The organism is Bacillus sp. FSL M8-0071 (genome assembly GCF_037975455.1).
In the GTDB taxonomy this organism is placed as follows: Bacteria; Bacillota; Bacilli; order Bacillales; family Bacillaceae; genus Bacillus; species Bacillus subtilis.
In genome coordinates this window covers 372259-397954 of record NZ_CP150256.1, presented here as the reverse complement: position 1 = coordinate 397954, position 25696 = coordinate 372259, and the positions used below count along the sequence as shown (strand labels likewise).

General features: G+C 49.7%; 3 protein-coding genes and 2 pseudogenes. All 5 read right to left on the bottom strand.

Translation table 11 applies throughout. The annotated features are described in order from the left end of the window. Positions 1-7 precede the first annotated feature (7 nt). Positions 8-3835 (bottom strand): surfactin non-ribosomal peptide synthetase SrfAC, encoded by a 3828-nt coding sequence (gene srfAC, locus MKX71_RS01995; protein ID WP_339231682.1) that lies wholly within the window; start codon positions 3833-3835, stop codon positions 8-10. Positions 3836-3871: 36 nt separating this feature from the next. Continuing rightward, positions 3872-11401: pseudogene (gene srfAB, locus MKX71_RS01990) on the bottom strand (surfactin non-ribosomal peptide synthetase SrfAB); the annotation flags it as partial. Further along, the gene (comS, locus tag MKX71_RS01985) at positions 11347-11487 is read right to left on the bottom strand and encodes a competence protein ComS (protein WP_010886404.1); all 141 of its coding nucleotides are present in this window, start codon (positions 11485-11487) and stop codon (positions 11347-11349) included. The pseudogene srfAB (MKX71_RS01990) and the gene comS, both read right to left, overlap by 55 nt. A gap of 43 nt (positions 11488-11530) precedes the next feature. Continuing rightward, a pseudogene (gene srfAB, locus MKX71_RS01980) lies at positions 11531-14623 on the bottom strand (surfactin non-ribosomal peptide synthetase SrfAB); the annotation flags it as partial. A 12-nt stretch (positions 14624-14635) separates the two neighbouring features. Then, on the bottom strand, positions 14636-25399 hold the full coding sequence (gene srfAA, locus MKX71_RS01975) for a surfactin non-ribosomal peptide synthetase SrfAA (RefSeq protein ID WP_339231681.1): 10764 nt from the start codon (positions 25397-25399) through the stop codon (positions 14636-14638). Between the last annotated feature and the right edge of the window lie 297 nt (positions 25400-25696).

Genomic DNA, 25696 nt, shown 5'->3' with positions numbered 1-25696 from the left:
ACTTCATTTATGAAACCGTTACGGTTTGTGTATTAAGAAATTCGAGCAAAATCCCGGCATTCCTATCTAGCGTTTCGCCCTGCAGCATTTCTGCGTGTGTTCCGAAGCCTCTTTTCACACGGTAAGCACCTGTTGTAGCTTCTTCCCATGATGCAAGCCATTCCGGCATGTCAAAATTAGTGCCGGAAGTCAACAGATCAATATCTGCTTTCACCTGGCCTGTGCTGATCAGGCTGACGTAGTATGAGTAAAAGGCATGTGTTTTTTGCTTGAGGCCTTGTTTGACGGCTTCGCTGTTGAGCGCTTCATTGTCCCGATTGACATTCATCAACGCTTCGACATCACTTTCAACCGTGCGTCCGTCCAGATCACTGACACCTTGTTTTTTATAGGAATCCACCATGATGATCCGCTGAACAATACGGCCTTGTTCCTCAAGCTTTTTCGCAGCTTCAAACGCCAGGCTGCATCCCGCTGAATACCCAAACAATGTTAAAGGCCCTTCCGGCTGCAGCTTCTGGATCAAATCCGCATAGCGGTCAAGCCGGTCTTCCTCCTCAATAAAATCAAAGGCGCACAGCTTGTATGACGGCAAGCGGCTGGACAGATTTTGGTACATAAGACCATAGCCCAAGACCGGCGGGAATGCGAAAATGATCTGCTCCTGATCCTGATTCATTATCGTTACATCCTGCAAGCGATCAGGACCCCCATTTTTCAAATACGCTGAAATGCCGGCGATCGTCGGCGCTTCAAACAAAAGCTTTACTGGAAGATCAATCCCGAGCTCTTTCTTGATGCGGGACGCGGCGGTCATGGCTTTCAAGGAATGCCCTCCGAGCGCAAAGAAATCGTCATGAATGCCAATTTGCTTTCTGCCGAGAACCTCAGACCATATTTGTGCGATTGTTTCTTCCATCTCGTTCCGCGGTCCAATCCATTCTTCCGCCAGCTGATCCTGATCAGGTTTTGGGAGCAGCCGTTTATTGACTTTCCCGTTCGTCGTTAAAGGAATCTCATCCAAGAAGGTAAAGGTTTGCGGCACCATGTAAGCAGGAAGCTGTTTTTTCAGGTGCGCCTTCACGTCCTCAGCTGAAAGCTGCGTCCGGTTCACAAGGTAGGCATTGATTGATGCATCGCCAGACTCATGGCGGTCCGCCACAACGACCGCATCTTTCACACCTGGGTATTCCTGCAGCTGCTTTTCGATTTCTTCAAGCTCAATCCGGTGTCCGCGTATTTTGACCTGGTCGTCAATACGGCCGGCGTATTCAATCGTTCCATCCGGCAGCCAGCGCGCTAAATCCCCTGTACGGTAAAGCGTTTCTCCCGGCTTGAACGGGTTCTCGATAAACTTTTCCTTCGTGAGGTCAGCACGATTTACATACCCTTTTGACACGCCCATTCCGCTGATGCACAGTTCACCGATCGCCCCGAATGGCTGGAGCTGGCTTTGCTCGTTCAGAATATAAACACTGGCATTGCTGATCGGCTTTCCAATCGGCAATGAGGAGATGGAATCCGGCAGATCATGCACGACGTGAGCTGTCGCAAACACTGTTCCCTCAGTTGGCCCGTAGCAGTTAATCAGCTTGCCCGGCCCCATGATCCGCAGCGCTTTTCTGACATGAGGCACTGACGCGCGCTCTCCGCCGAATAATATACAGCGAAGCCCCTTCATCCAATCCTCTCCCGCATCTGTGAGAAGATTAAATAGTGCGGTTGTCGCAAACATGACATTGACATTCTCTTGCAGGATCAGATCTGTGAGCCGTTCTGTATCAAGCAGCGTATGTTCATCTGCGATAATGAGCCGTGCCGCATTCAGCATAGAAGCATAGAAATCAAAGGTAAATGCGTCAAAGGCGTAATTGGAAACAGATAAGAATGTATCTTTTTCAGAGAATGCCATGTAGTCTACATGCTTGACCAATCCTTGAATATTGGCATGAGTGGTGATATTGCCCTTTGGCTTTCCGGTTGTGCCGGACGTGTACATGATATATGCCGGATCATTAGGATCAATCGCGGTTGCAGGATCGCTTGCCTGTTCTTCAAACCGTGTTTGATCATCAATGAAGAGCGTTGTGCCTGTATACGGCAGCTCAGCCGCTTGTTCTTTCATCTCCTGATGCGTCAGAAGACAGGCTGCCGCACTGTTAGCCAGCATATACGAGATTCGGTCCTCTGGCAGCTTCGGATCAACCGGCAGATAGGCTGCTCCCGCCTTTAATACACCGAGAATGCCGATCACCAGTTCAAGTGAGCGCTTCGTGTACAGCGCTACAACAGAGCCTTTGCCCGCACCTTGTTTTTGCAGCCGGCGTCCAAGGCGGTTCGCTTCCTCATCTAATTGTCGATAAGACAGGGTCTGGCCGGAATACGTAAGCGCCGGTGCATCCGGATTGACGTTCACTGCTTCCTTGAACCAATCCGTCAGAGGCTTTGTTTCATGAGCTTGAGCCGGCGGGTTTAAGCCGGTTAGCAAAAATTCTCTCTCCCTGTCGTCGACGATGTTGATCGTGCTGACAGGCTGATCCGGATTCTGGATGAGCTGCTGAATTGCTGTGAGAAGCTGAGATTTCAAGCGCAGGATAAACGCCTCATCAAACACATTCTCATTATAGGCAAGCTTAATCAGCATCTCATCTCCCGGGGAAGCCATCAGGTTGAGATCATAATTCGACTTCTCAAAAACATGAACATCCACCATATCAAAGCCGTTTTCACTGCTTTCTTCATTTTTCGCATCCTGAAGCGGATAGTTCTCAAAAACAATGATGTGGTCAATCAGTTTCGGCTGATCGGCCTGGCTTTGGATGTCATAAAGCGGCACATATTGATGCGGCTCAGACTGCAGCGATTGCTCCTGCAGCTGCTTGAGCAAGCCGTTAAATGTGATACCCTCAGACAGCTTCACACGTCTCGGGACAACGTTGATAAACAGCCCGACCATATGTTCAACGCCTTTGATTTCCGCGGGACGCCCTGAAACAACTGTACCGAAAGCCAAATCGCCAGACTGCTGATAGCGACTGATCAATACGCTCCAGACTGCCTGCAGCGCCGTACTTAAAGTGGTATGCTGCGATTTTGCAAGCTCAGTAAAAGCCTTTGTTTCCGCCTCCGACAGTGAAAAGAGCAGCTCTTTCGGCTCATAGCCGTCCTTTTGTTTCTTTCTTTGCTCCGCAAACGTCGTTTGTCCTTCAAAGTCCTCTAAATACTCTCGCCAGTAACGCAGTGATGCTTGTTTATCCTGCTTTTCAAGCCACTTGATGTAGTCTTTATACGGTTTGACGGGCGGCAGGCTGTACGGCTTTTGTTCGCGCAGAGCATTGTATACCTTAAATAGATCCTGTACGACGATGCCGAAGCACCATCCGTCCAAAATAATGTGGTGGTAGCTCCACACCCATTCAAAGCTTTCTTCAGCTTTCTTGAAAATGGCTGCCCGCATCGGAATATCCCGCGTCAAATCAAAACCCCTGATCTTATCCTGTTCTTTGTACTCATTGATTTTGGCTGTTTGCTCGCTGCTCGTTAAGTGTGTCAGATCGATTTCTTCTATATGGAACTGCCGTTTTTTCAATACGACTTGGACAGGTCTTTTTACTTTTTCGTGAATGAACACGGTACGAAATACATCGTACCGGTCCATGATCACATTCATGCTTTCTTCAAGACATTTGATATTCAAGCTGCCTTTTACTTTCATCGTGATTTGTTCAAGGTAAAAGCTTTGGCCGGGATTCAGGATGGCATGAAAAAGCATCCCTTCCTGCATCGGCGATAGGTAATACATATCTTGAACCTGATCCTTGCTAAATTGACTCATATGTTTCGCTCCCGCCTTCTGTAATTCCCTTGCGTTTTATTTTAAATTCTCCTCAAGCATGTCAAAGATATCTCCCATCTCGTCCATTTCAAGGTCTTCGGCGCTGAAGTCGCTTGGTGTGAATTCCTTGTCTTCTTTTTCCGTGCAATGGCGGATTAGCATCAGGAGGTTTTCTTTAAACCGTTCCATTTGCTCCTCGACTGTAGCTCTTTCAAACTCCTTCTCATTGTAGGAGCAGGAAAGCACAAACCGGCCGTTTCTGATCATGCCGCTGAAGCTTAATGCGTACAGCGCCTCTGATTCTCCGCTTACTTGGCGCCCCATATCGAAAGCGGACGGTTCAAAGAAATCGGTTTTGACTTCACTGTCGAATTGGCCCAAATAGTTGAAGCTGATCTCCGGTGTGAAGCCCTTTGTTTCCGCTGTTTCTGTGAAATAACGAAGAATGCCGTAGCCAACACCTTTGTCCGGAATGCGGCGCAGGTTTTCTTTGACTGTTTTGATCACAGCTGAGGCATCTGCTTCAGATATGTCGAGCACAACAGGGTATTGTGCCGTAAACCAGCCGACCGTTCTGGAGATATTCACATTCGGTATGATGTCCTCCCGGCCGTGTCCCTCAAGGTTAATGCCAATTTTGGCCCCCTTTGTCCATTCTTTCATTGTCAAACCGAGCGCGCTGAGAAGAATATCGTTGATTTCAGTTCCATATGGCTGATGAACATCTGTTAAAAGATGCTTAGTGTCTTCTTCCGTTAATTCACATAGGACGGATGATGTATCCTTGACGATCCGCTGCTCTGTTTCACAATCCTTTGGTAAAGGAGAAACCTGTTCAGCGGCAATTTGCGACCAGTATTCAGCCTGCTGTAAAAGATGCGCTGATTGGCTGAATGCCGCCAGTTCTTCCGCCCAATCCTTGAAGGAGTTTGTTTTTTGCGGGAAGACAAGGCTCTCTTCTTTCTCAGCCTGCATGTAGCCTGAAGCAAAGTCTTCAAGCAAAATCCGCCATGACACACCGTCGACCACCAGATGGTGTACAGCAATGAGCAGGTGATCCCCGGCTTCTGTGCGATATTGCTCCGCCTTTAGAAGCGGCCCGTTTTGCAGATCGAGACTGCTCTGCAGCTTGTTCGCGAGAATTTTAATCTGGCTTCTCAGCATCTCTTCATCGGAGCCGTACAGATCCACGATTTCGAAGCTGACCTTGCTCTCACTGATCGGTTGATACGCCTGAACGATGTCCCCGTTTTCCTCACGATAGACCATACGGAGCGCGTCATGATGCTCGATCAGCGCCTGCAATGTTTTCTCCACCCGTTCAGGATCAAAGCCCTTTTTGGCGTGAAGCATCACCGATTGGTTCCAGTGGTGCTTGTTCGTGAAGTTCTTTTCAAAGAACCAGCGCTGGATCGGCGTCAGGATGACTTCGCCCTCCACCGGGCCTTGGTCTGCCTGTTTGCCTTCGGCACGCTCTACATATTGGGTAAGCTCCTCGATCGTCGGATGCTGGAAGAGATCTTTCATTTCCAGCTTCCAGCCGTGCTGGTTCAAGCGACTCGCCATTTGAATTCCTTTGATGGAATCTCCGCCAAGCGAGAAGAAATTGTCGGTGACACCGACTTCAGACATTCCAAGCACGTCCTGCCAGATGCCGGCAAGCAGCTCTTCCATGTCGGTCGTCGGCGCTTTGTATTCTCCGCTTCCCGCTTCGAGGTCCGGCTCAGGCAAGGCTTTGCGGTCCACTTTGCCGTTTGCCGTAACCGGAAGCTCGTTCAGCGTCACCCAGAACGCCGGGATCATGTAATCCGGCAGGGTTTCCTTCAGTGCTGATTTCAGTGCTTCTATGTCAGCTGTTTCCGGTGTGACATACGCCGCGATTGCTGTATTGCCGCCTTTATCTTTGACAGCCGTCACCGCCGCATCCTGCACCTCAGAAAGCTGGGCGAGCTGGACTTCAATTTCTGAGAGCTCGATCCGGTAGCCGCGGACCTTGACCTGCTGGTCGATCCGGCCGATGTATTCGATGCCGACGCCCGTCCATTTCACCAAATCGCCGGTGCGGTACATGCGCTCACCCGGCACAAACGGATCAGCGACAAACCGCTTCGCGGTTTCGTCTTCTCGATTCAGATAGCCTCGCGCTAATCCGCGTCCCGCCACACAAAGCTCTCCGGCTACGCCTTCCGGCTGCACCTGATTGCCCTCTCCGAGAATGTATACTCTCGTATTGGCAATGGCCCGTCCGATGGAAAGCGAGCCTTCCTCCGGATGGATTTCTGCGCTTGTGGCAACGACCGTGTTTTCTGTCGGCCCGTAGTTGTTGACGAGTGTGTACGGCTTTTTCACTGCCCGCTTCAGCTTGTCTCCTCCAGTGAGCAATACGCGAAGTGATGTGTTCTCAAGCTCCATGAACTGTTCCGCAAGCTGTGTCGGCAGGAACGTGATCGTTACGCCGTTCGTTTCGAAGTAATCGTTCAGGCGGACGATATCGAGTCGAATCGCTTCATCAATGACGTGAAGCTCGGCACCGATCGTCCAGGTCGGGAACATCTCCCAAATGGAAGCGTCGAACCCGAAGCCCGCGTACTTCGCACTGCGGTCCTCCGCTGTCATGCTGAACGCGTCGTGGTGCCAGAAGCACAGGTTCACAAGCGCATGGTGCTCGACCATGACACCCTTCGGCTGTCCGGTCGTTCCAGACGTGTAAATCATGTACGCCAAGTTCTCCGCGGTTACAGCGGTTTCTGGATTTCCCTCGTCGTTTTCATCAAGCGGCAGGCTTAGAATCGTGCGGCTTCCGTCGAGAAGAATGACATCTCCCGTAAAGCTGTCCGGCACTGAAATGCCTTCCTGTTTCAAGAGAAGCTTCGCGCCGCTGTCCTGTAAAATATACTCAATCCGCTGATCCGGGTAGTCAGGATCAATCGGCACAAACGCCGCTCCGGCTTTCAAGACGCCGAGCACCGCGGCGGACATTTCAAGCGACGGCTTCGTGAGAATGCCGACGCGGTCATCCGGGCTGATGCCGCAGTCCATCAGAATCCGCGCGAGACGATTCGCCTTCGCATTCAGCTCACCGTACGTCCAAGACTGGCCGTTGTATGTGACAGCCGGGCGGTCTTTGTGGCGCTGTACAGTCTCTTCGAATAGCTGATGAACCGTTTTGTCTGTCGGCACAGGCAGCGCTTTGCCCTTCCATGCCTCAAGAAGCGCTTGCTTTTCTGTCTCGGTGACGAGTGACAGGCTGGAAAGCGGCTGGTTCGGGTTATCCGCAACAGCCTTTAGTAGCCGCAGAACGTATTCGCTCCATTTTTCAGCTGTTTCTTTTGCGAACAGATCTGTCGCATATTCGAGCTGCAAGCCAATGCCATTTTCATCAGTAAATCCGCCCAGTGTCAGATCAAACTTAGAAGTTCCCTGATGAGCCTCATAAGGTGAAATGCTCAGATTTTGCAATGTAAGCTGTTCTTTATCAGGGTTTTCTGTCGTCACCATCACATTAAACAATGGGTTTCGGCTCATATCCCGAGGGAGATCAAGCTGATTAACCAGATCTTCAAACGGATACTCCTGATGCTCAAGCGCTGACAGGTTCGTCTGCTTTGCTTGCTCCAAAAGCTCCGCAAATGTTTGCTGTTCTTTCGCTTCCATTCTCAGGGCAAGTGTATTGACGAACATTCCCGGCATGTCCTGAACATCAGCATTCGTCCGGCCGGCAGTAACGGAGCCGATGACGATATCCCGCTGTCCGGAAATTTTGCTTAAAAAGACGTGGAAAACAGCATGGAGCACCATGTGCAAGGTCGTTCCGGTTTCGGCAAGCAGTTTTTCTACCGCCTTTGCCGTCTCACTTCCCGTACGGAAACGGATCGTATCTCCTTTAAAGCTTTGCACAGGCGGACGGGCATAATCGAGCGGGAGATCAAGCTCTGGCAGCTCGCCTGAAAGAACTGACATCCAGTACGCCTCATGCTCCTTCATCCGTTCTTTTTGCTCAGCTTCATTTTGCCAAACGGCGAAATCTTTATAATGAAGCGCCGGCTCCGGAAGCTGCTCTCCTTTGTAAAGCAGCGCCAATTCTTTTACAAAAATGCCTCTTGAGACGCCGTCTGCGATGATATGATGCATATCTAAAAGCAGCAAATGTTTTTTCGCTTCTATTCGAAGCAAAGCTGCGCGAATGAGCGGTGCGTCGTTTAAGTCGAATGGCCGGATAAATTCCTTAATCTTTTGGTCCGCTTCGTCTTCTTTGGCTTCAAACACATGAAGATCAACCTCCGCCTTCTCAATGATGCACTGAACAGGCTCACCATTAGCTTCCATAAATGACGTCCGCAATGATTCGTGACGGTTCACAAGCTGATTGAGTGAGTCGCGCAGGCACGAAATATCAAGCTCTCCTTCCATTAGAAGAACAGATGGCATGTTGTAGCTTATCGTCTGGCGGTCAAGCTGATTGAGCACGTACATCCGTTTCTGTGCGGATGACAATGGATACATAGCCTGCTTGTCAGCCGGTTTGAGGACTTGATGGCCGCCTGAAACGGCAGACGCCTCCATATAAGCCGCCAGCTGGCGAACAGTCGGCTGCTCGAACAGTGCTTTAAGCGGTACGCTTTTCTCCAATTCCGCCTGAATGTTGGCAATCAGCATCATCCCTTTTAATGAATGGCCGCCTAAATCGAAAAAATTGTCGTCAATGCCGATGGCTTCTATGCCAAGCGTTTTCTGCCAAATGCGGCATAAGCTTTCTTCAAGCGCTGTCTCCGGTGCGGCCAAGGCCTTGCCTCCGGATTGTGCCGCGTTCGGCTTCGGCAAAGCGTTTCTGTCGGTTTTTCCGTTTGCCGTCAGCGGAATCGCGTCAACCTGCACAAAGAAAGCAGGAATCATATGAGACGGCAGTGTTAGGGAAAGCTGGTACCGGAGCTCTGCTTTTTCAATAGCTTGATCCGACGTATAATACGCGCAAAGCTCTTGAAGACCGCCCTCGGAAACCGCTAGTACAACCGCTTCTTGAATTCCGCTGAGGCTGAGCATGACCGTTTCAATTTCTTTCGGCTCAATGCGGTAGCCTCGGATTTTCACCTGATCATCAGCCCGGCCGATAAATGCAAGCGTACCGTCAGAAAGTCTTCGTACGACATCTCCGGTTTTGTACATGAGGCTTCCCGGCGAATATGGATTTTCTACAAATCTCTCGGCTGTCAGCTGAGGCCTGTTGAGATACCCTCTCGCGAGCCCCTGTCCCGTGATATAGAGCTGTCCGCTCGCTCCCGGCGGCACAAGCTTCAATGCTTCATTTAAGACAAGCGCGCCGGCATTCGCAATCGGGCGTCCGATTGTCGGGCGTTTCGCAAATGCATCCGGCTCAGACAGATCAACCCGCCCGGCGATGGCGCCGATCGTTGCTTCTGTCGGGCCGTAGTGATTGATAAATTCGGTATGTCCATACATCTTACGGAAGGTGATAACATCAGTCGGGATGATTTTTTCTCCTCCCAAGACGATCAAGCGCAAGGATTCAAAGTTCGCATCTTTTGCAAAACTGGCGGTGTTCACTATTGTATGGAACAGAGACGGTGTCAGCTTAATATAAGTGATCCCATGCTCCTTGATATAGCGCGCTATTTCATCCGGCGCCGTATAGGTTTCCTTCTGGACGATATGGAGCTCGCCCCCGCCCAGAAGTACAGGGAACATGCTCGTATAGCCAAGGTCAAATGCGTAAGATGAAAGCAATACAGTCTTATCATTTTCCGTCAGGCTCGCCTCTTCACTAAACCAAGAGACATAGTTTGTCAGATTGCGATGCTCAATCTGCACGCCCTTTGGCTTTCCGGTCGTACCGGACGTATAAATGACGTATGCAAGATTGCGAGACCCGGAAATGGATGATGGGCGCTCCTTGCTTTCATTTCTCCATTTACCGTCATCAAGGCTGACAATTATCCCTTCATATTGCCCAATAGCCGTCATGTTTCTTTCATTCACGACCGCAAATTTTGCTCCGCTGTCCTCTAATGAATAACGGATTCGTTCTTCAGGTGTATCAGGATCAATCGGAAGGAAAGCTGCCCCCGCCTTCATGACACCGAGAATGGATACCATGACTTCAGCTGACCGGTCCATAACAATCGCGACGATGTCTTCATTTCCGGCCCCTTGGGCACGAAGATGATGCGCCAGCTGGTTCGCCTGTTCATCAAGCTCGCGATAGGTCAGCAGATTTCCGCCATCCTTCACCGCAGGATGGTCAGGTGTTTGCTGGGCCTGTTTTTCAAAAAGAGCTGCAAAGGTTGCTTCGGTAATTTGAGTCATATGTCTTTCTTCTAGCAAAGCAGCCGTTTCTGCAGATGAAAGCAGATCTACATCAGACAGCCGAACGTTTGGATTAGCCGCGGCCGCTTTGATGATATTGACAAAGTGGCGGCTCCAGCGGCGGATCGTCTCGTCCTTAAACAAGGCAGTCGCATAGTCAAAGCTTAGGCCGATATCCTCTTCACGCTCGACCGCTTCCAAGGAAAGATCAAATTTCGCAACATGATGAAGCATGGAATACGAGGAAATCTTCAAATCTCCTAATCTTAATGAAGGAATCTCCATATTTTGCATGTTGAACATCACGCTGAACAGCGGACTTCTGCTTGTATCCCTTGTAAGCGGAAGCTTTTCAATCAGCTCCTCAAGCGGATAGCTCTGGTGCTCGAATGCTTGAAGGCTGGCTGTTTTGACCTCTTCAAGAAATTGCGCGAAGGTTTTATCTCCCGCTGGTGCCGTTCTGAGTGCGACCGTGTTGACAAACATACCCGGCACACCTTGCAGATCAGGATGTGTTCTGCCAGCTGTCGGCGAGCCAACAATGATATCATCCTGTGACGCGTACTTGGAAAGGAGTACATTGAACGCCGCCAGCAAAAACATGTATATCGTCGTATCTGTTTCTGCCATGAGCGATTTGATTTGAGCCGTGATTTGCTTATCAAGCCCAAACATCACGCGTTCTCCCGCAAAGCTCCGTTCAGCTGGCCGCTCGAAATCCGCGGGAAGATCCAGTATTGGCAGTTCGCCTTTAAAGACATCGAGCCAGTATTCCTCATCTTTTTGATAATTAGTTTGTTCTTTGTGCCAAACTGCGTAATCTTTATAGTGAATTTGTGGCAGTTCCAGATCTGCGCCTTGATATATTTTGGCAAGATCACCGATTAGAATGCCTGTTGAACTTCCGTCAGTAATAATATGATGCATATCAATGAGCAGCAGATGGCGTTTTTCTTCCAGCTGGACAAGCTTCGAACGGACGAGCGGCGCGCGGTTTAATTCAAACGGCTGAACAAATGCTTTGATTATCTCTTCCGCGTCTTCTTCCCGTCCCTTGGCAGCCTCCAGCTGGAACGATATGTTTTTATGAACGGTTTGCACAACCTCTCCGTCGATCATGTCAAACGATGTACGGAGGATTTCGTGCCGGTTGATTAATTGCTGAATCGCGTTTTCAAGCCGGTCTTTATCTACTTCTCCCTCCAGCAGAAGTACAGCGGGGACGTTGTAGCTTGTGTTTGCTTGTCCAAGCTGATTGAGGATATACATTCTCCGCTGGGCCGGGGATACAGGATAATGCTGCTGATAAGATGCTTGCCTGATCGGTTCAAACGTCTGCTCCTCCTTGCTTTCATTCTCTTCCAAATACAGTGCCAGTTCTTGAATAGTCGGCTTTTCAAAAAGCACTTTTATCGGAACTTCCTTATGAAAATGCTCTTGGATTTTTGCCGTCATCATCATCGCTTTCAAAGAATGGCCGCCGATCATAAAGAAGTTATCGGTAACGCCTGCTTTGACGCCGAGTATTCCTTCCCAGATCTCCGCTAATTTCTTTTCACTCTCTGTTTCTGGTGCTGCGTATTCCGGCTGCACAGCTTCTGATTGCGGTGCAGGCAGTTCCTTTTTGTTGATTTTCCCGTTTGGCGTGAGCGGCAGACTGTCCATTTGAATCAGGTGGGCAGGGACCATATAGTCAGGCAAAGACTGAGACAGTGTTTTTCTCAGCTCGCTCACAGCCACTTCACGGTCCGCCGTAAAGTACGCGCAAATTTCATTTTCATCTGCTTTGTTCTTGTGGATGATCACTGCAGCTTCTGTCACATGCTCAGCCATGTTCAGTTTTGTTTCAATTTCGCCAAGCTCAATTCGGAAGCCGCGCACCTTCACTTGGTTGTCGATTCTGCCTAAAAATTCAATATTGCCGTCCGGCAGCCATCTTGCCAAGTCACCAGTGCGATAAATTCTCTCACCCGGTCTGAACGGATCTTCGAGAAATTGCTTATCTGTCAGCTCAGGGAGATTGACATACCCACGCGCTACACCGATTCCGCCTACGCAAAGCTCGCCAGGCGCGCCGATTGGCTGCAGGCATTGCTGCTCATCCAAGATGTAGGCAGTGGAATTTCCGATCGGCTTCCCGATTGGGATAGAGCCGCCATACTCGCGGTCGATCAGAAAACTTGTTGAAAACGTCGTGTTTTCTGTCGGGCCGTATCCGTTCCACAATGAAAGCGACGGCGATGCCTGTTTTACTTTGCTGACAATATGCGGGACAAGGGCATCTCCGCCGATGATTAAATGGCGCAGTGTGCCGAACATACCCGCATCCTTTGCAGCAAGCTGGTTGAATAAAGGTGATGTCAGCCACATAGTTGTGATGCTTTGCTCACGCAGGAATGCAGCAAATTGTTTCGCATCAAGCAGTGTCTCTTTTTTGACCGGATAAAGCGCTGCGCCATTTAGCAGTGCGCCGAACACTTCAAACGTTCCGGCATCAAAGCTGACTGCCCCTGTTTGCGCCATGCGGTCCTCTTCAGTAACAGGAACGTACCCGGCATTTTTGACGAGGCGCAGAATGCTTTTATGTTCGATCATGACGCCTTTCGGTTTGCCCGTTGAACCGGATGTGTACATGATGTACGCCAAATCAGACGGGGCGGATGGCAGGCTGAGATTGTCAGCCGCTTCGCTCCCTTCAAAGCCTATGTCCAGTGTAAGAACCGGCACTTGCAGCTGATGTGCCTGCCCTGTATAAGAATTTCCGGTCAAAACCATTCGAACGGAGCTGTCCTCTGCCATGAAACGAAGACGAGCCCCAGGAAGCGCTGGATCAAGCGGCACATATGCGGCACCTGCTTTTAACACAGCCAGCATGCCGACAACGGTTTCTACTGAGCGATCGTTCATAATCGCTGCTGTTTCCCCTTTTTGAAGCCCTTGTTCGACAAGCTTTCTCGCCAGACGGTTAGCCGCTGCATTCAGCTCGCGGTACGTCAGCACGGTTCCTTCATATACGACGGCAGTGCTCGCCGGCGTCCGTTTTGCTTGCTCTTCAAACACCTGATGAATAGCCATTCCTTCAGGGAGTTCGGCTTTCGTGCTGTTAAACACCTCGACAATTTGACGCTGCTCTTCGTCTCCCACAAGCCCGTACTCACGCACAAAAGCGGCCGGCTGATCGACAGCTGCTTCCATCATGCGGGTAAGGTGCTCCGCTGTCCGTTCGATAAAAGCGGAATCAAAGGCGGCTCCGTTATATTTAATTTTGACGGTCCACGTTTTGCCTGGATACACAATCAGGTTGAAATCGAAGCTCGTTTGTTCAAATGCGCTTTCTACCTTAATCGAAAACCCGAGGCGGTCTTCCATGCTGCCGTTTTCAAGCTCTTGATCAAGCGGATAATTTTCAAATGCGACCAGATGGTTTAAGAGATTGCCATCAAGGGCTGAGCGTTTTTGAATCTCATAGAGCGGCACGTAATCGTAACGCTCTGCCTCTACTGCATGCTGCTGAACAGCTGTGAAAATATCAGCGAATGCAGCATCTCGTTCAACTTTCACCCGCACTGGAATGGTGTTGATAAACAGCCCCGCCATCGTTTCGATTCCGTTGATTTCAGACGGTCGTCCCGAGACGACCGTTCCGAAGATCACATCATCCGTAAAGTTGTATTTGCTGAGAACAATGCCCCAAACGGCCTGAAATAGGTTAGGCCCTGTCACTTGATGGAGATTTGCTGTTTGCTGAATACGGGCAACCAGTGTTTCGTCCCATGTAAATGAATATTCTTTATTGACGTATTCGTCTTTTTTCACAGGCAGGCGGCCCGGGAGCACGCTTGGCTGTTCAAAACCCGCCAAGCGCTCGCTCCAGTAGCTCTCCGCTTCTTCATTGTCCTGTTTTCCAAGCCACTTGATGTAATCGGAATAAGGCTTGCCCTGACCGTTTGCCGGTGTCCTGCCTGCTCTGAGCGCTTCATAGTTTTGGAACAGGCTTTTCATGAGGACGCCCATGCTCCAGCCGTCCATCATAATATGATGATTGCTCCAGACAAGATACAGCTGATCTGCAGCAAGGCGGAAAACCGCCACCTTGAACAATATGTCTTTTGCCAGGTTAAAACCTTGGCGCTGAACGTCTTGTTTGTAACGCTCAATGTGCTCCTTCTGGCGGTTCTCGTCTGCATGACTGATATCCTCATAATGCACCTTTGTTTTGCGTTCCGCTAACACGACCTGACGCGGTTTTTGCAGCTGCTGATGCACAAATACCGTACGGAGAATATCGTATGACCGAATCAGTTCATTGACGCTTTTCTCAAAGATTTCAAGATCAAAAGCGCCGTGAATCCCAAGCTCTAATTGTGTGAAGTACGAGGAAGAATGCGGATCAAGCATCGCATGATACAGCATTCCCTCCTGCATTGGTGTCAGTGCGTACACCTTTTGAATCGATTTTTTGCTCATATGCCACCTCTATTAGAAAATTTCCATTAATTTATCCAGCTCATCCAGCGTCAAATCGTCGTCACCAAGATCACTCGGGGTCAGTTCCGTACCGTCTTGAGATAGGCAATGTTCAATGATTCTGAGAAGATGCGCTTTAAAGCTGTCACTGAATGTTTGTACTGTTTTTTCATGAAATTCAAGAGAATGATAGGCCAGTGACATCGTCAGTTTTCCGTTTTCGATATATCCGACAACATCCAGCGCATTCGGTTTTTCTGTTTCAGGGCTTAATGACTGTCCTGATGGCAGCTCTGATCTCGTAAACAAACCTGCATCCGACATTTCGTCAAACTGACCTAAATAGTTGAAGCTGACATCCGGCTGAATCGAGAACGCCACATCTTCTTTATGTTCGGGTGCCGTCAGATAGCGCAGAATGCCGTATCCGACTCCCTTATTCGGCACATGTCTGATATCTTCTTTCATTTGCTTCAGCTGGTAGCCCAGATCATCCGCATGCTTCATATCGAGCACCATTGGGTACATACTTGTAAACCAGCCGACTGTGCGGGAAATGGTCAGGTCTTCTATGATTTCTTCACGTCCGTGCCCCTCTAAATGAACATTTACTCGATCCTGACCCGTCCACTCCTTCATTGCCAATCCGAATGCCGTCAGCAAAATATCATTCATTTCTGTGTGATATGCCTCATGCACCTTTGTGGTGAGCTGTTCTGTCTCTTCAGCAGTCAGCGAGAATTCAATTGTCTTTGTATGTTTCATTCGCTGATCACCAGATTCGCGGTCTTTCGGAAGCTTTGCCGCAACAGCTTGTTCTTCAAGCTGTCTCCAATACTCTTTTTCTTTCAAAAAGGCTTTGGAGTTCGCGAAGTCTTGCAATCTCTCTGCATACTCTGCAAATGAATGTGTTTTCTGCGGGAGAACCGGTTCATTGCCTTGCTCAAGCTGTGTATATACTGCGGCGAAATCCTCCAGTAAAATCCGCCACGACACGCCGTCAACCACTAAGTGGTGAATGGCAAGAAGCAAGTGGTCTCCGTCTTCCGCTTGGAACAAGCCTGCTTTTAACAAGCCGCCTTCCTGCAAGTCGATGCTGCTCTGCAAACGCTCCGCTTCTCTCTCTATACGATCTTCGTAATCTGCAGCTTGGCCCTCAATCTGGATGACCTCCAATTGAGCTGAAGCAGCTTCAAGACCTCTGTTGTATTGAATGACGTCTTCCTGTCCCTCACGATAGACCATACGGAGCGCGTCATGATGCTCGATCAGCGCCTGCAATGTTTTCTCCACCCGTTCAGGGTCAAAGCCCTTCGCGGCGTGAAGCATCACCGATTGGTTCCAGTGGTGCTTGTTCGTGAAGTTCTTTTCAAAGAACCAGCGCTGGATCGGCGTCAGGATGACTTCGCCCTCCACCGGGCCTTGGTCTGCCTGTTTGCCTTCGGCACGCTCTACATATTGGGTAAGCTCCTCGATCGTCGGATGCTGGAAGAGATCTTTCATTTCCAGCTTCCAGCCGTGCTGGTTCAAGCGGCTCGCCATTTGAATTCCTTTGATGGAATCTCCGCCAAGCGAGAAGAAATTGTCGGTGACACCGACTTCAGACATTCCAAGCACGTCCTGCCAGATGCCGGCAAGCAGCTCTTCCATGTCGGTCGTCGGCGCTTTGTATTCTCCGCTTCCCGCTTCGATGTCCGGGTCAGGCAAGGCTTTGCGGTCCACTTTGCCGTTTGCCGTAACCGGAAGCTCGTTCAGCGTCACCCAGAACGCCGGGATCATGTAATCCGGCAGGGTTTCCTTTAGTGCTGATTTTAGTGCTTCTATGTCAGCTGTTTCCGGTGTGACATACGCCGCGATTGCTGTATTGCCGCCTTTATCTTTGACAGCTGTCACCGCCGCATCCTGCACCTCAGAAAGCTGGGCGAGCTGGACTTCAATTTCTGAAAGCTCGATCCGGTAGCCGCGGACCTTGACTTGCTGGTCGATCCTGCCGATGTATTCGATGCCGCCGCCCGTCCATTTCACCAAATCGCCGGTGCGGTACATGCGCTCACCCGGCACAAACGGATCAGCGACAAACCGCTTCGCGGTTTCGTCTTCTCGATTCAGATAGCCGCGTGCCAGTCCGCGCCCCGCCACGCAAAGCTCTCCGGCTACGCCTTCCGGCTGCACCTGATTGCCCTCGCCGAGAATGTATACTCTCGTATTGGCAATGGCCCGTCCGATGGAAAGCGAGCCTTCCTCCGGATGGATTTCTGCGCTTGTGGCAACGACCGTATTTTCTGTCGGCCCGTAGTTGTTGACGAGTGTGTACGGCTTTTTCACTGCGCGCTTCAGCTTGTCTCCTCCGGTCAAGAGGACGCGAAGTGATGTGTTCTCAAGCTCCATGAACTGTTCCGCAAGCTGTGTCGGCAGGAACGTGATCGTTACGCCGTTCGTTTCAAAATAATCGTTCAGGCGGACGATATCGAGGCGGATCGCTTCATCAATGACGTGAAGCTCAGCGCCGATCGTCCAAGTCGGGAACATCTCCCAAATGGAAGCGTCGAACCCAAAGCCCGCATACTTCGCACTGCGGTCCTCCGCTGTCATGCTGAACGCGTCGTGGTGCCAGAAGCACAAGTTCACAAGCGCATGGTGCTCGACCATGACACCCTTCGGCTGTCCGGTCGTTCCTGACGTGTAAATCATATACGCCAAGTTCTCCGCGGTTACAGCGGTTTCTGGATTTCCCTCGTCGTTTTCATCAAGCGGCAGGCTTAGAATCGTGCGGCTTCCGTCGAGAAGAATGACATCTCCCGTAAAGCTGTCCGGCACTGAAATGCCTTCCTGTTTCAAGAGAAGCTTCGCGCCGCTGTCCTGTAAAATATACTCAATCCGCTGATCCGGGTAGTCAGGATCAATCGGCACAAACGCCGCTCCGGCTTTCAAGACGCCGAGCACCGCGGCGGACATTTCAAGCGACGGCTTCGTGAGAATGCCGACGCGGTCATCCGGGCTGATGCCGCAGTCCATCAGAATCCGCGCGAGACGGTTCGCCTTCGCATTCAGCTCGCCGTACGTCCAAGACTGGCCGTTGTATGTGACAGCCGGGCGGTCTTTGTGGCGCTGGACAGTCTCTTCGAATAGCTGATGAACCGTTTTGTCTGTCGGCACAGGCAGCGCCTTGCCCTTCCATGCCTCAAGAAGCGCTTGCTTTTCTGTTTCAGTGACGAGTGACAGGCTGGAAAGCGGCTGGTTCGGGTTGCCGGTAACAGCATCTAAAAGCTGCATCCAGTATTGCTTCCATCGTTCAATCGTTTCCTGCTTAAACAGAGCTGTATTGTATTCGAGTACGAATGTAAGCCCTCCGTCGGTTTCGTCAGCCGTCAGCGTGAGGTCAAACTTGGCTGTTTTCCGTTCAAACGGATGCGGCTCAAGCTGAATCCCTTTCATTGTTAAATCCTTTATATTCGCATTTTGCATTGAAAAAACTGCATCGAATAACGGATTTCTGCTTGTGTCACGCTGAACCTGAACATTTCCGATCAAATCCTCAAGTGGGTAATCCTGCGCATCAAAAGCGCTGAGTGCCGTTTCTTTCACTTCGTTAAGATAGTCAGCAAACGTCTTTTCACCCTTCGGATACGTGCGCAGCGCCAATGTATTGACGAACATTCCGATGACGCGGCTGACGTCCGCTTGAGATCGTCCGGCCACAGGTGAACCGACGATGATATCGTCTTGCCCGCTAATTTTTGATAAAAACGCACTGTATGAAGCCAGAAGCACCATGTAAAGCGTGGAATCCGTTTCTTTTGCAAGCCTGCGCAGAGCATCAGCTTTGCCTGCTTCTAATGAAAATGCAATGCGGTCTCCCTCAAATGTTTGAACGGCAGGCCGACTGTAATCAGTCGGAAGCGTCAGCACCGGCAGCTCTCCGTCCAGCTCCTTCAGCCAATGCTCTTCTTGCTTCTTGTAAAGCTCAGACTGAATGAACTGCTTCTGCCACACGGCATAATCCTTATATTGAATACGGAGCGGCTCAAGGGTTTCTCCGTCGTACAGCTTTGAAAGCTCCTCAATCAGCACACCGACAGATGCACCGTCAGAAATAATATGATGCATATCGAACAGCAGCACATGCTCAGTGTCTGAATGCTTGATAAGCCCTATTCTGAACAGTGGAAGTTGGTCGATTTTGAAAGGCTTAATAAACTCAGAAACGATCCGCTCTGTCTCTTCTTCCGGGGCTTCGAAATAGGCTATCTCACACTCAGCCTCTTCCCAGATCCGCTGCACCGTTTCTCCATCTTTTATTTCAAACGTGGTTCTCAAGGCTTCATGACGCTGCATTAACTGCTGCATGACGCTGTTAAGCCTTTCAACATCAAGCTCACCTTTCAGGCGCAGAACCGCCGGCATGTTATAGCTCGTTTGCGCATCCTCAAGCTGCTGAAGCACGTACATCCGTTTTTGCGGTGAAGAAACAGGATACGTATCTTGTTTCTCTGCCGGGCTGATACTTGCGGCTGTCCCTTTTTCAGCAGAGGCAATCACCTGTGCCAAGCCTTCAACCGTCGGTGACTGGAAGAGATCCTTGAGTGACAGCTCAACGCCCAGTTCCTGATGAACCAAGGCAAGCATCTTCATGCCTGCTAATGAATGTCCGCCAATGTCAAAGAAGTGGTCATAAACGCCGACTTGTTCTGCCTGAAGCACCTGTGCCCAAATGTCTGCGACTTTTTGTTCCGTTCCATTGCGTGGCGCAACATATGAAACACCTCTTGAAACGTTGGCATCAGGAATCGGCAGCGCTCTCCGGTCAATTTTTCCGTTCCCTGTCAGCGGCAGCTCGTCCATTTGGATAAACACCGCAGGAACCATATATGCCGGCAAGTCCTTCGCAGCATGCTCTCTCATCTCTTGTGATGAGATGTCTCCCTCTCCGACATAGTAAGCACACAACAGTTTATCTCCCGCTCCTTGATCAACGGCAAGCACAACACTTTCCTGAACACGATCATGGGTTTGCAGCTGATGTTCGATTTCTCCAAGCTCGATGCGCTGTCCGCGAATCTTCACCTGATGGTCGATTCGCCCGATAAATTCGATGTCGCCATTCGGCAGCCATCTCGCAAGGTCTCCCGTTTTATACATGCGTTCGCCGGATGTAAACGGATGGGGAACAAATTTCTCCTCAGTCAGTTCTGGACGGTTGTAATAGCCTTTCACGAGACCTTCGCCGCTGACGCAAAGCTCTCCGGCAATCCCGGCAGGCTGCACGTTTCCCGTACGGTCAAGAATGTATACTTCCGTATTGCTGACCGGTTTTCCAATCGGAACAGACAGCGTGTGCTCCTCCAATTCATCAACAGGATGATACGTCGCGAAAACCGTGCTTTCAGACGGCCCATACATGTGAAGGAGCTTGCCCTTTCCAACCGTTTGCAAAGCTTTTCTGACATGCTCAACCGAAGCCCGTTCCCCGCCAAACATAATCTTGCGAAGCGTTGACAAGCATGCCGGATTCAAGTCCACAAGCAAGTGGAACAAAGCGGTTGTAATCATGAGAATGCTGATGTTCTCCCGTTCGATGACGCGGGACAGGCGAGCCATGTCCAAAACGGTTTCTTTCGGTATCAGCACCAGCTTGGCTCCGTTTAACAAAGAGCCGAACATATCGAACATAAACGCGTCAAACACGTAATTGGAAAGACCGAGAATCGTATCCTGTTCTGTAATGCTGAGATAATTCGTTTCCTTCACCGTGCGGAGAATATTGGCATGTGTCACGATATTCCCCTTAGGTGTTCCAGTCGTTCCAGAAGTATACGTCAGGTTGGCCATTGCCGCTGAATCCAGAGGCAGTGTGAGGTTTCGCGCATCGGCATGATAGCTTTCTTCCTCATCGGCTAGCACGATAACGCCCTTAAATTCCGCTTCTTCCGCCAAAGCCTTTAATTTCCTCTGAGTGAGAAGCACCTTTGCTCCGCTGTCACGGAAGAAATGCTGCATCCGCTGAATCGGATGTTCCGGATCGATCGGAACATAAGCCGAACCTGATTTTAATACTGCCAAGATCGACACAATCATATCCATTGACCGCTCGCATAAGACAGCCGCAGTTCTGCCTTCGCCAGCTCCAAGAGAAAGAATGCCGCGGGCTAAACGATTGGCCCGTTCATTCAGTTCACGATAAGTGAGTGATTCGCCTTCATATTGAAGCGCAGTGTGGTCTGGCGTATTCGCCGCTTGCTCCTCAAACAGCTGAACAATTGTTTTGTCTTTCGGATAAGGTGTTCTGCCCGGGTTAAACTGTTGAATTTGCGAAGCAGCCTCCTCTTCAGAAAGAAGCTTATACTCAGAAATCGGCTTCTCCGGATCAGCCGCAGCATCTTCAAGCAATCGCGCAAAATGCGTAAGCAGCCTGTCTGCCGTGCTTTGTTTAAACAGCTTTGTGCTGTAATCCAAATCAAGCTCAATGCCTTCATCGGTTTCTCTCGCCTGCACCGTCAAATCAAATTTGGCAATCTTGAAATTGGTCTCATGAACAGACAAGGAAAGATCGCCGACAGCCGGAATGCCCTCTGTCGCGTTTTGAAGGCTGAACATCGTGTCAAACAGCGGATGCCTGCTAACATCACGCGGGATGTTCAAATCTTCAACAAGCCACTCAAACGGATAGTCCTGATGAGAAAAGGCATTCAGCACCTGTTTACGAACACGCGAGATCAATTGGGTAAACGTCTCATCTTGCTTCACCTCACTGCGAATCGCAAGCGTATTGACGAACATCCCGATAATGCCCTCTGTATCGGAGTGATTTCTGCCCGCTGACGGTGTCCCGACAATGATGTCATCCTGCCCCGTATACTTTGACAAAAGCGTATAGTAAGCGGACAGCATCACCATATATAAAGTGGCGCCGTTTTGTTCAGCCAAACAATTGAGGCGATCCTTTACCCCCGCATCCAGCTTGATTGACACCCGATCCCCTTCAAAGCTTTGAACAGGCGGTCTTGGGTAATCGGACAGAAGCTGAAGCACCGGGAGCTCGCCTGCAAAGACTTCCTTCCAATAAGCCTGGTCCTTCTTGTACCCTTCAGCAGCCTGTCTGCTTTGCCATACAGCGTAGTCCTTATACTGGAGACGAAGCTCAGGAAGCTGTTCGCCTTTATAAATGCGTGCTAACTCCTCCAGCATAATGCCAATGGATACACCGTCAGAAATCAAATGGTGCATATCAAACAGCAGCATATGACGGTTCTCTTCAAGCCCCAGCAAACCGATTCTGAACAGCGGAGCTTTCGCCAAATCAAATGTCCGAACGAATGAAGCCATAATTGCCTCATCTGAGCGGCCGCCTCTTTCAATCATTTCGATGTTGAAATCAACGCTATCGTGAATGTTCTGTCTCGGCGTGCTGTTTTCAAGAACAAATGATGTTCTCAATGACTCGTGGCGTCGGATTAACCCCTGAAATGCGCGCTCCAGTTTTTGAATATCTAAAGGCCCTTCCAGAATTGCTGCCGCAGGCATGTTGTAGCCGACTCCCGCATCCTCGAACTGGCTGACGATATATGTTCGCTGCTGTGCCAGAGAAAGCGGATAATGCTCCTGTTTTTCAGCAGGTTCAATCACCGAAAATGCCCGGCTTTCTCTGTGATCAGCTTCCTCTGCAAGAGCCGCAATCGTCGGATGCTCAAACAAAAATTGAAGCGGAATCTCGATGCCTGTTTCCTTATGAATCTTTGTTAAAAGGGTCATGGCCTTCAATGAATGCCCGCCCGTTTCAAAGAAATTGTCAAAAATCCCCGCCTTCTCAACGTTCAGCACGTCCTGCCAAATGGCTGCGATTGCTTTTTCAGTCTCATTTCGCGGCGCTGTATAGGCAGTGCCGCTGACAGCCTTCACCTCTAGTGCAAACAGCTTGCGGCGGTCGACTTTGCCGCTTGGCGTAAGCGGAATTTCTGTCACTTCTGTAAAGTAAGCCGGCACCATATAGTCAGGAAGCTGTCTGGCCGCATGCTCCCTCAAGCCGGCTGGCGCAAATTCGCTTCCAGGCTTCTGCACAACATATGCGCAAACCTCAAGATTTCCCTGTTCGTCAGGGCGTGCCAAAACAACGGCTTTTGCAACGTCTGGCGCCTGCTGAATCACGGCTTCAATTTCCCCAAGCTCAATCCGGTATCCGCGGACTTTGACCTGGTCATCCTCTCTGCCTAAATATTCGATTGTTCCATCTGGAAGCCAGCGCACCACGTCCCCGGTCCGGTACATGCGATCGCCCGGCACGAATGGATCTTGTAAAAACTTCTCTTCCGTTAATTCAGGCAAATGCAAATAGCCTCGGCCCACACCGTCTCCCGCGATATAAAGCTCGCCAGCCACACCTTCAGGCTGCAGCCGGCCTTTTTGATCCAAAATATATAAGCGGTTATTCCCCAGCGCTTTCCCGATCGGCACATACGCTGATTGAACTGCATTCTCAGGGATAACCGGATGAACAGACGCGTCAACGCACGTTTCAGTCGGCCCGTACACATTAGTCAAACGCGGCGCTGTGCCGGCTTCTTTAAACAGCTTCAGCAGCTTGTCCGCAACAACAGATGACAGGCCTTCTCCTCCGATCAGCATGTGCTTCAGTTTTAGGCCTTCAAAATCGCCCGCTGCTGCCAGCATTTGCAAATGAGCCGGTGTTCCATCCGTCGCCTCAATGCTGTTTCTCCGATAATATGTAGCAAGGGCGGTCCCGTTCGTCACTGTTTTCTTCGGTACGATATAAAGGGTTTGTCCCAAAAGAAGCGACGCGAAGATCTGCTTCACTGACGCATCAAAGTGGAACGGCGCAAGCAATGCCATCCGCAGGGTTTGTCTGCCGCTTTGATAAATCGTCTGCTGCAGAGATTCAACCAAATGATGAACCTGGCGATGCTCGATCATAACGCCTTTCGGACGTCCGGTTGTTCCCGATGTGTAAATAATGTAGGCAAGATTCCGCGCGTTTACATCAGCCTCCGTTATATCGTCTGCACCTTCCGCAATTGCCTGATCTAAGTCAATCAGCTCAGCATCGGCTTCAGGCGCTGCAACCTTCGATTCAGTCAGGATGAAGTCCGCCCCGCAGTCCTCCAAAATATATTGAATCCGCTCTGCAGGAAAACCCGGATCAATCGGCACATAGGCTCCGCCGGCTTTTAAAATTCCCATGATAGCTGTAATCATCCGTTCAGAACGTTCAATCAAAACCGCGACAGGACTGTCCGGGCCAACCCCTTTCTGTTTCAGCACATTGGCGATGCGTGCAGATTGTTCATGTAACGTTCGATAGGACAATGTACGATCTTCGAATACAACCGCTGGATGATCTGAAAGCTGCTCAGCCTTTTCTTGGAACAGTTCCGGGATCGTCATGTCCTTACGGTAGCTCACAGATTTACCGCCGGCCCTCGCAAGCAGCTTCTCTTTCTCCGCATCAGAAATCATCGTTAATTCATCAATGGTATGCTCTGGATGCGTTAACGCGTTCTCCAGCATGGTAATCATGCGCTCACAAATCATGTTGATTTCTTCACGAGAAAATAAATCAGTGCGGTAATCAAAATCTATGGTGAGTTTCCCAGTATCCCATCGATCCTTTACATGAATTGAGACATCATTTAATCCGCTGCCGCTGAAAATCGGCTCAGTCAAAAAGGCAAGATCCTCTTCTTTCTGCCACTGCATCACTTGATATTCAAGAGAAACAGTAAACAGCTTGGTCAGAGAGCTCTTTGTTTCACGCAAATCGTTGATCAGGAGATTATACGGGTACTTTTGGTGGCGGAGTGTCTTCATGAGATCCTTCATCCGGTCTTTGACAAATTCTAAAAACGCCTGCCCGCCGTCAATGTTTGTCCGAAGCGGAACCGTAGAAACAAACATGCCAAGCATCTGCTTCTCTTTCACATTTGTCCGGTTGCCCATAAAGGTTCCCGTCACAACATCATTCTGGCCGCTGACCCTGTACAAGTAGGCGGCGAGCAACGATTGAAATACCGAAAGAACACTGACTTTATTCGCCTCACAAAACGACAGAATCTGCTGATGAAGCGCTTCAGGCACATCTTTAGAGAACCTTTCAGCATCTAAACTTCCTCCTGCGGAAGCATTCCGTTTCAGGGAAACAAGTTCAGGCACCGATTCAAATTGTTTGTTCCAAAACGCCTTGTCCTTTTCAAACCGCTTCGATTGAGCATATTCCTGTTCAGATAAAACATGATCGATAAATGAATGCGAGATTCCTTCTTTTGTCTCTGAGCCGCTGGCTAATTCTAAATAAATGTGCATGATCGCATTCCCGAGAATATTCATGGAGATACCATCAGAAATCACGTGATGAACATTTGCGTAAAACCACACTTCATTTTCCTTTATGGTGAACAAGGAAAAACGGAACAAATCACAATCGTACAGCGGCAAAGGTTTTTTCGTTTCCTCCCGGCTCCATTGTGAAATAGACTCTATCGCATTCGGATCTCCAGTAGTGTCAGTATGTTTTATATCAACAGGCCGATACTCGCTAATATATTGAACAGGCTCTCCGTTTTCATCTAACCGCAACCGAAGGCGCATGGCGTCATTTCTGCGAATAAACTCTTGAATCGCCTGCTCAACAAGCACATAATCAATCGCATCAGCTGAAACCAGCTTGCCAATCCCTGCAAGATTTGAAATGCTCGTGTGAGGATAAAATTTTTCTGTGTACCAAATTCGTTTTTGTGCATCCGTTAAAGGGTAAAAAGTTATTTCCATATTTTCATACCTCCCCTAGTCTTCATAAGCAGTGAACTTGTGCAGAGCATTTTCTCTTTTTTATCCATACCAGATTTTAATTCTTATGAACTAACAACCGAAATAGCCCAAAGTACTACACTTAAAAAGCAGTGCTTCCAATCTGCCGCTATTAAAACAGGCTGCCATCAGTCAGCATTGCGGGGTTTAACACAAGCGGATAAAGACCGCAAGACTCTCACCCTAATAGGAAACAATTTTGGCTATTTATTCATTGTTTTCAATATTTTTTATCTTGCTACCGTTCACTTTAAATGA